General features: G+C 64.0%; 14 protein-coding genes. 10 read left to right on the top strand and 4 right to left on the bottom strand.

Annotated elements, in window-relative coordinates:
- The first annotated feature begins 50 nt into the window (after positions 1-50).
- The gene (locus HNP98_RS19090) at positions 51-581 is read left to right on the top strand and encodes a hypothetical protein (RefSeq protein WP_173811781.1); all 531 of its coding nucleotides are present in this window, start codon (positions 51-53) and stop codon (positions 579-581) included.
- A 33-nt stretch (positions 582-614) separates the two neighbouring features.
- Here HNP98_RS19090 and HNP98_RS19085 read toward each other — a convergent pair whose 3' ends face one another.
- Positions 615-1,091, bottom strand: coding sequence for a hypothetical protein (locus tag HNP98_RS19085; RefSeq protein WP_173811780.1), 477 nt, complete (start codon positions 1,089-1,091; stop codon positions 615-617).
- A gap of 120 nt (positions 1,092-1,211) precedes the next feature.
- Between HNP98_RS19085 and HNP98_RS19080 the strand changes: the two genes are divergently transcribed.
- Positions 1,212-1,571 carry an Imm51 family immunity protein gene (locus tag HNP98_RS19080; RefSeq protein WP_173811779.1) on the top strand — a complete coding sequence of 120 codons (360 nt, stop codon included), beginning with the start codon at positions 1,212-1,214 and terminating at the stop codon, positions 1,569-1,571.
- Positions 1,572-1,711: 140 nt separating this feature from the next.
- On the opposite strand, the gene HNP98_RS19075 is transcribed toward HNP98_RS19080, so the two are convergent.
- Positions 1,712-2,866 (bottom strand): L-dopachrome tautomerase-related protein, encoded by a 1,155-nt coding sequence (locus tag HNP98_RS19075; RefSeq protein ID WP_173811778.1) that lies wholly within the window; start codon positions 2,864-2,866, stop codon positions 1,712-1,714.
- Positions 2,867-3,039: 173 nt separating this feature from the next.
- Here HNP98_RS19075 and HNP98_RS19070 point away from each other — a divergent pair, with 173 nt between their 5' ends.
- The 4 genes from HNP98_RS19070 to HNP98_RS19055 all read left to right on the top strand — a co-directional run bounded on the left by HNP98_RS19070 (position 3,040) and on the right by HNP98_RS19055 (position 6,031).
- Entirely contained in the window at positions 3,040-3,333 is a 294-nt protein-coding gene (locus HNP98_RS19070; protein WP_173811777.1) for a type II toxin-antitoxin system HigB family toxin, read from the top strand.
- Complete coding sequence (locus HNP98_RS19065) at positions 3,330-3,689, top strand: helix-turn-helix domain-containing protein (protein ID WP_173811776.1); 360 nt, start codon at positions 3,330-3,332, stop codon at positions 3,687-3,689. Before HNP98_RS19070 ends, HNP98_RS19065 begins: the two co-directional genes overlap by 4 nt.
- A 26-nt stretch (positions 3,690-3,715) precedes the next feature.
- Positions 3,716-3,973 (top strand): hypothetical protein, encoded by a 258-nt coding sequence (locus tag HNP98_RS19060; RefSeq protein ID WP_173811775.1) that lies wholly within the window; start codon positions 3,716-3,718, stop codon positions 3,971-3,973.
- A gap of 72 nt (positions 3,974-4,045) precedes the next feature.
- The gene (locus tag HNP98_RS19055) at positions 4,046-6,031 is read left to right on the top strand and encodes an AAA domain-containing protein (protein ID WP_246275227.1); all 1,986 of its coding nucleotides are present in this window, start codon (positions 4,046-4,048) and stop codon (positions 6,029-6,031) included.
- Between the two features lie 71 nt (positions 6,032-6,102).
- On the opposite strand, the gene HNP98_RS19050 is transcribed toward HNP98_RS19055, so the two are convergent.
- On the bottom strand, positions 6,103-7,287 hold the full coding sequence (locus HNP98_RS19050; protein WP_246275226.1) for an SMP-30/gluconolactonase/LRE family protein: 1,185 nt from the start codon (positions 7,285-7,287) through the stop codon (positions 6,103-6,105).
- Between the two features lie 310 nt (positions 7,288-7,597).
- Here HNP98_RS19050 and HNP98_RS19045 point away from each other — a divergent pair, with 310 nt between their 5' ends.
- Both HNP98_RS19045 and HNP98_RS19040 read left to right on the top strand, forming a co-directional pair.
- On the top strand, positions 7,598-9,808 hold the full coding sequence (locus HNP98_RS19045; RefSeq protein ID WP_173811774.1) for a catalase: 2,211 nt from the start codon (positions 7,598-7,600) through the stop codon (positions 9,806-9,808).
- A gap of 160 nt (positions 9,809-9,968) precedes the next feature.
- The gene (locus HNP98_RS19040) at positions 9,969-10,484 is read left to right on the top strand and encodes an FKBP-type peptidyl-prolyl cis-trans isomerase (RefSeq protein ID WP_173811773.1); all 516 of its coding nucleotides are present in this window, start codon (positions 9,969-9,971) and stop codon (positions 10,482-10,484) included.
- 92 nt (positions 10,485-10,576) lie between these two features.
- Here the strand turns inward: HNP98_RS19040 and HNP98_RS19035 are convergent, their stop codons facing one another.
- Positions 10,577-11,161 carry an acyl carrier protein phosphodiesterase gene (locus tag HNP98_RS19035; protein WP_173811772.1) on the bottom strand — a complete coding sequence of 195 codons (585 nt, stop codon included), beginning with the start codon at positions 11,159-11,161 and terminating at the stop codon, positions 10,577-10,579.
- Positions 11,162-11,293: 132 nt separating this feature from the next.
- Between HNP98_RS19035 and HNP98_RS19030 the strand changes: the two genes are divergently transcribed.
- Positions 11,294-11,806: a pyridoxamine 5'-phosphate oxidase family protein gene (locus tag HNP98_RS19030; protein ID WP_173811771.1), complete on the top strand. Its 513-nt coding sequence runs from the start codon at positions 11,294-11,296 to the stop codon at positions 11,804-11,806.
- 112 nt (positions 11,807-11,918) lie between these two features.
- A complete protein-coding gene (locus HNP98_RS19025) occupies positions 11,919-12,632 on the top strand; it encodes a spheroidene monooxygenase (protein WP_246275225.1) in 714 nt (237 codons plus the stop codon).
- Positions 12,633-12,799 lie beyond the last annotated feature (167 nt).

Raw genomic sequence — 12,799 nt, 5'->3', positions numbered from 1 at the left:
CCCCGCGCCCGTTTTCCCGAACACCGGCCATCACCCGCCCGCTTTTTCCCGTGACCGTTCGCCTGATTTTTCTGCTGCTCGTGGCCAGCCAGCGGCTCGCCGGGGCCCAACCCGCCCCGCCCCCGGCCCCCGCCTCGCCCCTGCCCCGCCTGCTGGCCGAGCGCCGGGCTCTCACCCAGCACTACGCCGCCGCCCGGGCCCAGCACAACGGCCTGTTCGGCCTCAGCGACAAGCCCTCGAAGAAGGACTTGCAGGCCGTGGTGGACGCCCTGCAAGGCATCGTGAACAAAGACGAGCAAATCGTGGCCGTGCTCAACCAAACGGCCCAGGCCGCCCAGGCCACGGCCACCACGGTGCAGGCCACCAGCCGCACCGACCGCAACACGACCGGCGAGCGCCTGGCCGAGCTGCAAAGCGCGCAGCTGAACGCCCAGGAGCGCGAGAAGCAAACCGCCACCGACCGCCAGCTCCTGGAAGCGGACCTGCAGGAGGCGCAGCTGGGCCGCCTCTGGCGCGACGGCCTCATCGCCGGGCTCGGGCTGGCCTGCGCGGTGCTGCTGTGGCGGCGCAGGCGGCGGTAGGGGCGCGTTGGGGCCCACGGGCACTCATCCGGCTTACGGCACGCCGGCGGCCGGGCCCGGCCACCCGCTCGCCCCCTGCCACTGCACCAGCCACGCATTGGCCGCGCCCTCGTCGGTGAAGCGGGCAAACTGCACGGGGCTGCCGGGCGCGGGGGCCCGCGGCGACGCGGCGGGGTCGGTTTCCGCCTCCACCGCTTGCAGGTAGTTGGGCAACACCAGGAAACACACGCACAGCGGCTTGACTAGCTCGCGCTGCACCCGGGGCAGGAACTCGGTGAGCACCCATTCGGGGCCGTTGAGGCTGCGGTTGGTGCGGCGGCGCGAATCGATGAGCCAGTAGCCGCAGCCGTGGGCCAGGGCCGCGTGGCGCAGGGCGTCGTAGCCGGCGCGCAGCTCGTCTTCCGTCACCGAGCGCAGCCAGCGGCCGGCCACCTGGCCGAGGTCGGGGCGGTAGGCAACTTGCATAAAATCGGTAACGAACTGGTCCATCACGCGCGAAGCAAAGGCCATTGGGGGCCACCAACGAAAAGCAAGCACGACGCCCGGGCGGGCCCCGGACCAGGGCGGTTCGGGGGCGCGGGCCGTACTTGCCGTCCCGCCGCCCCGGCGCCCCGTTGCCCCGCCAAGATAATGACCAGCACCTTTCCTTTTGAAATAGCCGCCGCCAAAACGAACGCCAACCCCGCCCGCCGGTTCGCCATCGTGGCCCACGCGGGCCGGCTGGCCGACTACCACGACCTGTTCGAGGACTTCGGCTTCAGCGGCAGCGGCGCGTCGTGGCGCGAGCACCTCGAAACCATCATCGAAGAGTTTCAGCCCGAGCTGCTCGACCACCTTGAATTCGACGAAACCGGCGATACGTTCCTGGCCTACGCCGACACCCCCGACGCGGTGCGCGCCTTCCTGGCGTGCGTGCAGCCCTATTTCGGCGACCTCGCCAAGCTGGAGAAATACTTCCAGCAAACCGACCCGGAAGACTTTTTCCAGTAGGGGCCCGAGGTCCCTGGCGGCTATTTGATTAGGGGATTGTCATTCCGACGCAGGAGGAATCTGAGGACTGTCCTTGACTAATTTCACCCAGATTCCTCCTGCGTCGGAATGACACGTTTTCTACCTATTCGGATAGGCTCCTAGTCCCGAAACGGCTTGGCGCCAATCGGCATTTTGAAGAGCTGCACCGGGAAAGCCACCGTTTGCACGCCCTTTTGCTGGCCGGCGGTGCGGTTGATTTGCGCGGCCGGAATCCAGAGGTTGCCGGCGTGGTCAATCCACAAAGCATCGGCCCAAATGAGGCGCGGGTCCTGCACCAGCACGCTGCGTTGGCCGGTGGGCGTCACTTTCAGGATGCGCTTTTCGTTGGCGTCGGTTACGTAGAGGTTGCCAGAGGCGTCGATGGTGGTGCCGCCGCAGGTGGGCGAGTTGAAGAAGTACGTCACCCGCTTGGCCAGGGCTTCGGACGTGATGTTCGGGTCGTCCAGGTACTGGGTTTCGACGCGGTACATGGGGCCCGCGGCGGTCTGGAAATAGTAGTATTTGCCGTCGGGCGACACCTCCATCTGGTCGGCGTGCAGGGCCACGTCGTCGCCGTTGGGCTTCACCATTTTCTTGCCCTCGCCCAGCATCGGGCGGCGGGCGGTGGTGGTCGTGTCGTCGTCGAGCAAGCGGTGGCCCCGGCCGGTTTTCTGGTTGAGCACGATCAGGCCCGGGGCCCCGGCGTCGGTCACGTAAATCATGTCGCCGTGGAAGCGCAGGTCGTCCACGAAGCTCTTCTTCTTGACGTACTTATCGAGCGGAATGGACTTGAGCAGCTGGTTGGTTTTGATGTCGAACGCCAACAGCTTGGGTCCGTGGTCCACCGGCGCGGCGTCCGATTTGGGCGTGCCCGTGTCCACAATCCACAGGTTGCCGTCGGGCCCGAAGCGCAGCGAGTTGGCCCGCACAAACTTGCTGGCCGCCGCGGGGTCGTTGGGGCCCCAGCTGTTCCAGGCGCGGTTGGGAAAGGCCCGCACCGTGCCGTCGGCCTGCAACTCGCCGATGCGCGTGCCCCGGTCGCCCTCGTTGTGGGGGAAAAGCACAAATTTCCGGTCGTCGTCGGACACCGTCACGCCGTTCCAAATTGTGTCGGACGAGGCCACCGCCACCAGGCTCTTGGCGCTCTCGGAGGTGGGCACGGCGGGCGGCGCAGCCGTGGCCAACGTCTCCGGCTTGTCGGGCTTGGTAGTGCTGTTGCAAGCGGCCAGTGCCAGGAAAGCAGCGGCGGGGAGGATAGAGGTGAGGCGGCGCATGGGAAGGATTTGATAGGACGTTCCTTACACGGCAGATTGGGCATGGGGTTGCCGCGTTTTTCAGCTTCTGCGCTGCACCAGCTTTCAATCTCGTTTAATGGCAATAATTCGGCTGGGGCCCCGGCCTCCTCCAGCTTACCATTTTGGTAAGATTGGCGTATATTCGTGAATCGATGCGAATTATTAGCAAAGCCTTACTGCGCGAATTTTGGGAACGCTACCCGTCGGCCGCGCTGCCCCTACAAGCTTGGTACAAAGAGACAGCCGCCGCCACCTGGCCAACGCCCAACGATGTAAAAGCCCAGCACCGAAACTCCAGCATCATCGCCAACAGCCGGGTGGTTTTCAACATCAAAGGCAATGATTTTCGGCTGATTGTGGCCATCAATTATGCGGCGGCCATTGTGCACATCCGCTTCGTCGGCACGCACGCCGAATACGACAAAATAGACGCCGCTACCATATGAACGCCATCAAGCCCATCCGTACCGAAGCTGACTACCGCGCCGCCCTGGCCCGCGCGGAGCACATTTTCCAGGCCCAGCCCGGCGAACCGGAGTTTGACGAACTGGACGTGTTGGCTACGCTGATTGAGGCGTACGAAGCCCGCCACTACCCCATTCCCGAACCCGACCCCATCGAGTACATCAAATACAAAATGGCCGAACAGGGCCTGCGCCAGCGCGACCTCGCCGCGTGGCTGGGCGGCGAGAGCCGGGTAAGCGAAATCCTGAACCGCAAGCGCAAGCTCACCGCCAAGATGATGAAGGCTTTGCACCAGCACTTGGGATTATCGGCGGAGGTACTGCTAGCGGCGGCTTAAGCTGCTTCAGCAAACTTATTCAAGCCATGAAACTGACCAGGTATTGGTTTGAAATGGATTGGGGCCCCGAACCCATGATTAAGAACCGTTATTTCGGAGTGACGGCTTGGACACTTGAAGATGCTGTGTTCCTTCTTGAAACCATTATTTTCAAATCAGGCAAACTACCCCGCCCAAAGCGCGTCATAAATAATATCGACGTAAGTAAGCTTGATGCTAATCACGTCCTCCCAAACATGGGCGTCTGCACCATTCGAGGCATTTGGTATCCGCAGGGCTACTGACTTTCTCTGCCTTTGGGCCACCCTTTTCCCTTTTTCGTTGTTCCCTTCGCAACGAAATCAATCCGCTTTCTTTTGACTGAAACTACCCTCCCCCCCACCGACCCTTACGCCATCGAGAAAGAGCTGCGCCAGGTGCAGGCCCTGATGAAGCTGGAGCAGCAGGAAGACCTGGTGCAGTTCAAGCTCAAAAACGCCAAGGCCAGCATCCAGGAGCGCCAGCAGCGGGGCCTCACCTGGTACCCGGTCGCCATCACCAAGGAAGACGTGGGCTTCGGCGGCAAGGTGGTGCTGGAGCTGGAGCGCCCCGCCGGGCAGCAGGGCCTGCACCTGTTTCAGGTGGGCAAAAATGCCTCGCTCTTTGGCAACGTGGCCGGGCGCGCCGCCACCGACCGCCCCACCCTCAACGGGGTGATTACCAGCGTGCGGCGCAACAAGCTGCTGCTGGCCACCACCAAGGAAGACCTGCCCGACTGGGTGACCGAGGGCCACAAGCTGGGCATCGACCTCACCTTCGACGAGGTGAGCTACCGCGAGATGGACTACGCCCTGGGCAAGGTGATGGGGGCCTACGGCGACCGCCTGGCCGAGCTGCGCGACATCCTGCTGGGCGCCAAACCGGCCCGCTTCCGCGCCGAAAAGCCCGACGATATTTTTTACCCCAGCCCGCTCAACGACTCGCAGCAGGCCGCCGTGCGCCACGTGCTGGCGGCCCACGACGTGGCCATCGTGCACGGCCCCCCCGGCACGGGTAAAACCACCACCCTGGTGCAGGCCATCCTGGAAACCATCCGGCGCGAGCGGCGGGTGCTGGTCTGCGCGCCCAGCAACACGGCGGTAGACTTGCTCACCGAAAAGCTGGCCGAGCGCGGCGTCAACGTCATCCGCATGGGCAACCCCTCGCGCGTGTCGGACCTGCTGCTCGAGCACACCTTGGACGCCCAGGTGATGGCCCACAAGAGCTACAACGAACTGCGCAGCATGCGCCAAACCGCTGAGCAGTACCGCGAAACGGCCAGCAAGCACGTGCGCAACTACGGCTACGAGGAGATGCAGCAGCGCCGGATGCTGAAGGAGGAAGCCAAGATGCTGCACCAGCAGGCCGACGACCTGGAGCGCTACATCACCGAGGACCTCTTGGAGCAGGTGCAGGTGATAACGTGCACGCTGGTCGGGGCTTCTAACCGCAACATTCGCCACCTCACCTACGAAACGGTGTTCATCGACGAGGCCGCCCAGGCCTTGGAGCCGGGCTGCTGGATTCCCATCAGCAAGGCCCAGCGCGTGGTGCTGGCCGGCGACCACCACCAGCTACCGCCCACCGTGAAAAGCGAGAAAGCCGGGGCCCTGCGCGAAACGCTGTTCGAGAAAGCCATCAAGCGCCAGCCCGAGGCCGCTCGGATGCTGACGGTGCAGTACCGCATGCACGAGCAAATTATGCAGTTCAGCTCCGACGAGTTTTACGACGGCCAGCTGACGGCCTACAGCACCGTGCGCCACGCCGGCCTAGCGGATTACGACCTGCGCTTCGCCCCCGACCTGCCGGTGGAATTCCTCGACACGGCCGGCTTCGGGTTCACCGAGCTCACCATTCCCGAGAGCCGCTCCACGGCCAACCCCGAGGAGGCCGACCTGCTCCTCAAGCGCCTTGGCCAGCTGCTGGAACCCTACGACCCCGCCGACCACGAGGAGGACCTGCTCAGCATCGGCGTAATCGCCCCGTACCGCGCCCAAATCAACTATTTGAAGGACGCGGTGGAGGAAAACGACGAGCTGAACGGCCTCATGGCCCACCGGATGCTGAGCATCGGCACCGTCGATTCGTTCCAGGGCCAGGAGCGCGACATCATCGCCATCAGCCTGACGCGCAGCAACACGCACGGCGAAATCGGCTTCCTCAGCGACGTGCGCCGCATGAACGTGGGCATGACCCGCGCCCGCCGCAAGCTGCTGCTCGTCGGCGACTCCAGCACGCTCAGCGCCAACCCGTTCTTCAAGCGCCTGCTGGCCTACATCGAAAGCATCGGCGGCTACCGCACGGCCTGGGAAATGCAGGACTGAGATGGTTCTTCAAACCAAAAAGAAAGCCCGCTGCACTTAGTGCAGCGGGCTTTCTTTTTGGCGCCAGGGCCCTACTTTAGGTCAATATACGACTCCGTGTGCGGCGCGTCCGACTTCGTGTTCACGAAGTGTTTCACCGGGTTGTCGTAGTTGGAGATGTACAAGCGCTTGCCTTTGAGCAGCACCTCGGCGGGCTGGTCGAGTTTGCCGCCGGCCCCGTCGGTGTCGGGGTTTTGGGCCAGCGTGCTCACGCTGTTGTCCTTTAGGTTGATGACGAAAATGGCGTTTTGGCGGGCCCCGGTCACGTAGGCTTTGTCGGTGGCGCGGTCAATTACGAGGCCGTCGATGCAGGTGATTTTGTCGCCGGTCAGGGCCACGACTTCCTGCTTGGCGAAGGTGCCGTCGGGCTTGAGGCTGACTTTGTGGAAGCTACCGTCGCCAAACGAGCCGGTGTAGAGGTTGCCCTGGCTGTCGTAGTCGAGGCCGTCGGCGCCGTTGTCCACGCCGGTTTCGTTCACGACGGTCGTGAACATGGCCAGCACGTGCGAGTCCTTGGTTTTGGGCTTGAGGTGCAGCGGGCCGCCGGGCTTTTTCAGCTCCTCGAGGGTGAAGCGCATGATGGCGCTGCCCTTGGTATTGCCGGGCATGTCCCACTGGCTATCCGTCACATACAGATTATTGCCCTTCCACACCACACCGTTGGCCAGCGCAAAGCTGTCCACCACGGTTTCGATGGTGCCGGGCTTGCCGTTTTTCAGGTTGATGCGCATCAGGCGCGACACGTATTTTTTGCTGTTTTCGTACTGGTTTTCCGCGTAGTACACGTTACCATCGGGCCCGAAGGCCAGGTCCATCGGCGCGGCTTTTTTGGTGGTGGGCTCCACGGGCAGGTTGGCGGCGAAAGGCTTGTAGGTGTTGCCCACAATCTCGACAATGGCCGCGGGCTTGCTGTTGTCGGCCAGGTTGGGGGTCGAGAGCAAGAGGCGGCCGTCGGGGCCCAGGGCGAGGCCGTCGGGCGTGTTGTGCGCATCCGGCAAGGTGAAGAGCAGCTTGGGGTCGCCGATGGTGGGAATGGAGCCGGCGGGTACGCCCATGGTGTCGGCCGAAGCCGTTTTCAGGGCCGTCGAGTCGGTTTTTACCACGGCTTCCCGGTTCACGGCCGCGTCCTGGGTTTTGGGTGGGTTGGACTGGCAGGCGGGCAGCAGCGCGCCGCCGAGCAGCAGGGCCGCCAGCGAGTAACGGGTTGATTGGGACATTGAGAAGAATGGGTAAGGTGTTGATTCGAACATCGTTGATCGTGACGAGTCGGTACGCACGGTGCGGGGGCCGGGTTACTGGACGGCCGCGGCTTTGGGGCCCAGCCCAGCGCTAGCGTTGGGGTTGGAAAAACATTACCAAAAATTTATCGGGCCCACAGGCTCCTCCCTACCGGCTACCGACGCTGTGACGCTCAGCACACAACAAAAAGCGCCGCCAAAGTGGGTGCATACCGGAATAAAACCATGCACCAACCCCCCGACTAAAAAGTGCGTTGAGGTGACAGCAACCCCAAATAACCTCCTTTCCATGAGCGACAAACCCCTAGCCAAGCAGAACCATGAAGACGTGGTGGGCAACCCAAAAACGGATGAGCTGGCCCAGAACCGCAGCGACGGTTACGGCCAAACCCTGACCACCAACCAGGGCCTGCGCATCAACGACGACCAGAACTCGCTGAAAGCCGAAGAGCGGGGCCCCACCCTGCTGGAAGACTTCATCTTGCGCGAGAAAATCCATCACTTCGACCACGAGCGCATCCCCGAGCGCGTGATTCACGCCCGCGGCGTGGGGGCCCACGGCTACTTTGAAGCCTACGACAACGCCTCCGCGCTGACCAAGGCGCACTTCCTGCAGCCGGGCGTGAAAACGCCGATTTTCACGCGCTTCTCCACCGTGGTGGGCTCGCGCGGGGCCACCGACATGGCCCGCGACGTGCGCGGCTTCGCCGTGAAGTTTTACACCCAGGAAGGCGTGTACGACTTCGTGGGCAACAACATGCCGGTGTTTTTTATTCAGGACGCCGTGAAGTTTCCCGACTTCATTCACGCCGTGAAGCCGGAGCCGCACAACGAGATTCCGCAGGGCGCCTCGGCCCACGACACGTTCTGGGACTTCATTTCCATCACGCCCGAATCCATGCACATGGTGCTGTGGGCGATGAGCGACCGCGGCCTGCCCCGCAACCTGCGCACGATGGAGGGTTTCAACGTCCACACCTACCGCTTCATCGACGCGGCGGGCAAGTCGCGCTTCGTGAAAATGCACTGGAAGCCGCTGCAAGGCGTGCGCTCGGCGGTGTGGGAAGAAGCCCAGCAGATTTCGGGCAAAGACCCCGACTTCCACCGCCGCGACCTGTATAACGCCATCGAGATGGGGGCCTACCCCGAATGGGAGCTGGGCGTGCAGGTGGTGGAGGAAGAGGACGAGATGAAGTTTGGCTTCGACATTCTCGACGCCACCAAGCTCATCCCGGAAGAGCTGGTGCCGGTGCAGAAAATCGGCAAAATGGTGCTTAACCGCAATGTGGACAACTACTTTGCCGAAACCGAGCAGGTAGCCTTTTGCCTCAGCCACGTGGTGCCGGGCATCGATTTCAGCAACGACCCGCTGCTCCAGGGCCGCCTGTTTTCGTACCTCGACACCCAGCTCAAGCGCCTGGGCAGCGTCAACTTCCACGAGATTCCCATCAACCGCTCGCTGGCCCCGGTGGCCAACAACCAGCGCGACGGCCACATGCGCCAGACCATTAACAAGGGCCAGACCAGCTACTCGCCCAACCTGCTCAACGACGAGTTTCCGAAGCAGGCCAAGCAGGCGGAAGGCGGTTTCGTGAGCCACTACGAGCGCGTGGACGGCCACAAGATCCGGATGCGCAGCAAGAGCTTCGTGGACCACTACACCCAGGCCAAGCTGTTCTGGAACAGCCAGTCGGAAGCCGAGCAGATGCACCTCGTCAAGGCCATTCGCTTCGAGCTGGGCCACGTGAACAAGGAAGCCGTGCGCCTGCGCGTGCTGGTGCAGCTTGCGCAGATTGACGCCACCCTGGCCCACCTCGTGGCCGAAGGGCTGGGCCTGGAAGTGCCCTCGGCCGAGGGCGTGCAGCTCAACTACGGCGTGGGGGCCGACACCAACCCCGCCGACTACACCGCGCCGCCCGTCAAGGGCGACGTGGGGCGCTCGGCGGCCCTGAGCATGACCCCCGACAGCCCGGCCAACGCAGGCAAAACCGACATCAAAACCCGCCAAATTGCCATTTTGGCCGCCGACGGAGCCGACGTGGCCGCCATCGGCGACCTGATGAAAACGCTGATGGACGAGGGGGCCCAAACGGCCATCGTCGCCCCCCGCCTGGGCAAGCTCAAGGGGCCCGACGGCGCGGAGCTGCTGATTAACTGGACGTTCCAGAACACGTCGTCGGTGCTGTTCGATGCCGTGTACGTGGCCGACGGGGCCGCCAGCGCGCAGCGCCTGGCCCACGACGCCGATGCCGTGCGCTTCGTGGCCGAAGCCTTTCGGCACTGCAAGCCCATTGCCGCCGCCGGCGAGGGCGCGAAGGTGCTGGAAGCCGCCGCTCAGCCGGGCGCGGCGGACATCCTGGACGCCGACGGTGTAGTTGTCGGCCTCAACGGCCAGGCCGCCAGCCTGGTGCCGGACTTCATCAAGGCCATTGCCCAGCACCGCTTCTGGAGCCGTGAGCTGAAAGTGTGGAAGCGCGAGCTGGAGGCCGTGCCGGCCTAAGGCCCGGTTTTTTCGCGCACCCATTCCCCGCGCTGGCCCGGCCGGCGCGGGGAATTTTTTGCCCCGCCCGGGGCCCCAGCGCGGCGCGACCGGGCGGGGTTGCCTTTCTTTGCAGCCCCGTCGGGCGGGCGGCTCTTTTCTACCTCTCCACTTCCCTCCCATGACTGCCATCAGCGAAAACCAAGTCGTCACCATCACCTACGACCTGAGCGTGACCGACGAAAACGACGAAAAAGTACTGGTCGAATCGGCCGAGGCCGACGCGCCGATGGTGTTCATCTACGGCCAGAGCGGCCTGCCCGAAGAGTTCGAGCGCCAGCTCGACGGCAAAAACGCCGGCGACACCTTCCAGTTCAGCCTCACCCCCGAACAGGCCTACGGCGAGTACGACGAGCAGGCGCTGGTTGAAATTCCGAAGGACGTGTTCCTGGTTGACGGCAAGCTCGACGACGAGATGCTGCAAGAGGGTAATTTTCTGCCCATGGCCGACAACGAGGGCAACCACATGCAGGCCAAGGTCATCAGCATCGGCGAAACCGCCGTGCAGATGGACTTCAACCACCCCCTGGCCGGCATGGTGATGCACTTCGACGGCAAGGTGGCCGACGTGCGCCCCGCCACCGCCGAGGAGCTGGCCCACGGCCACGTGCACGGCGAGGGCGGCCACCAGCACTGAGTCATTTAAACAGTTAGCAGGCACCGTTTAGCAGCCGTTCCGCTAGCTTAATTGGCTAGCGGAACGGCTGCTAAACGGTGCCTGCTAACTGTTTAAATGAAAGAGGAAACCAGCAACGGAAAAAACTCCTGAAAATCGGCTTCGTAGGCAGCGTAGTTGGCCAGCAGTTCTACCGGGCCGGCCGCCATGCCTGAGCCGGGCGCGGCGCGGCGGCTGAGGCCGGCCAGGGTGCGGGCCACGCCGTCGATTTCGGCGTAGTGGAGCAGCCAGTTGTGCTGCACCAGGTGCGGAAAAAACTGCTGCACCCGGGCCGGAAACTCCGCCTGCCGGGCCCCGAGCTGGGCGTACACGCGGTGGGTGAAATCGGGCAGGGTTTCCGTCGAGAACTGCTCAAAACGACGGGCCAGGAAATGGTCGAAAAACACGTCCGACACCACCCCGGCGTACTTGCCGTGGCCGGCCAGGCGCAGGCGGGCCGTGGCGCGGCGCACCACCGGGTGCTGGTCGGTGAAGGCGTCGATGGCGCGGTGCTGGCGGATGCCGGCCTGCACGCCGGGCCCGTAGGCGTCGAGCCGGCGGCCGGGCACGGCGTCGGCAATGAACTGGCCCACGAGGCGGTCGGGGTAGCCGGGCGCGGCGGGCGGGCCGGCCAGGAAAAGATGGGCGAGGAAATTCATCGACCCCGGAAGATACGGACCCAGCCCGGGCCCGGGCGTCAACCCCAACCGGGCGGCGGCCGTAAGCACACGGCCGGCCGCGCCCAACCTGGGCGCGGGCCGGGCCGCGTCTCTCCCTAACTTTTTCCTCCGATGTCCGATAAAACGCCCGTTACCAACGACCTGAACAAGCTGTTTGATAAAATCAAGGACGTGCGCATCGCCATGCTCACCACCTTTGACGAGCAGCAGAACCTGCACAGCCGCCCCATGGCCACCATCCGGCCCACGGCCGACGGCTCCCTCCTCTTCCTCACCGACGCCGAATCGGCCAAGGTGTACGAAGTCAACAAAGACAGCAAGGTGAACCTGAGCTACGCCAGCCCCGAAGCCAACGTGTACGTGTCGGTATCGGGCACGGCCAACGCCTACCGCGACGCGGCCCAGGCCGCCGAACTGTACACCGAAGACATGCGGGCCTGGTTTCCGAAGGGCAAAGACGACCCCAACATTATGATTTTGAAGGTAACCATCGAGCGCGGCGAGTACTGGGACACGCCCAGCAGCCTGCTGAGCCGCGCCTACGGCTACGCCCGCGCCGTGGCCACCGGCGAAGCCAGCAAGGACGACGACGTGAACGCCCACGCCCAGGTGCAGGTAAAATAATGGCTAAGGTCCCGACTTACCGGGCCGTTGGCTGTTGAGGAAGGGCCGGAAGCAATTCCGGCCCTTTTTTGCGGGCCCTGCCGTCCGCTTCACTTGGTTGCCCCGCCCTGCTTTGCCCCTCACCACGCTTTCCCTCGTTACGCTGCGCCCCGGGCACGCCCGCTGGGCCCTGGCCCAAATGGGCACCGCAGTGCCGCTGCTGCGGCGCGTGCCGGGCCTGCGCTTCCACAAGCTGCTGGGCAGTGGGGCCGGCGGCTTCGGGGCCCTGCCCAACCTGCGCCGCTACGGCCTGCTGGCCGTGTGGGACGAACCGGCCGCCGCCGCGGCGTTTTTCGCGGCCGGCGGCGTTTGGCGGGAATACGAGCGCCGGGCCGCCGAAATATGGACGGCCCAGTTGCGCCCCCTCAAGGCGCAGGGGCGCTGGGACGGCACCAACCCGTTCGACTACGCAGAGGCGGCCGCGCCCGGGGCCCCGGCCGACGGGCCGGTGGCCGTGCTCACCCGCGCCAGCATCCATTGGCTGAAAACGCCCCGGTTTTGGCGCTACGTGGCCCCCACCAGCGCCGCGCTGGCCGGGGCCCCGGGCGTGGCGCTGGCCATCGGGCTGGGCGAGCTGCCGGTGGTGCGCCAGGCCACGTTCAGCGTGTGGCGCTCGGCGGCGGCCATGCAGCAGTACGCCTACCACGACGCCCGCCACCGCGAAGCCATGCTGCTCACGCGCCGCGAAAATTGGTATTCGGAAGAATTATTTGCCCGCTTCCAAGTGCTGCGCAGCGAGGGCACCGTGGACGGCCACGACCCGTTGGCACAGTTCGAAATTGGCTGATTTTTAGCTGCTAATTATTAGGGTGCTAATTGTTATTTCGCGGCTAAATAATTAATTACAAACTAATAATTTGGGTAGTGGCTTAAAGCAGGGTGATTTCCAAATTATGCTGGTCAATAGCAATTTTAATTCGGTTATAATGGCTCGCGCGGCACTTGCTGAACGAG

This window comes from Hymenobacter caeli (assembly GCF_013294115.1).
Taxonomy (GTDB): Bacteria; Bacteroidota; Bacteroidia; order Cytophagales; family Hymenobacteraceae; genus Hymenobacter; species Hymenobacter caeli.
This window is presented reverse-complemented; position numbering and strand designations above follow the sequence as displayed.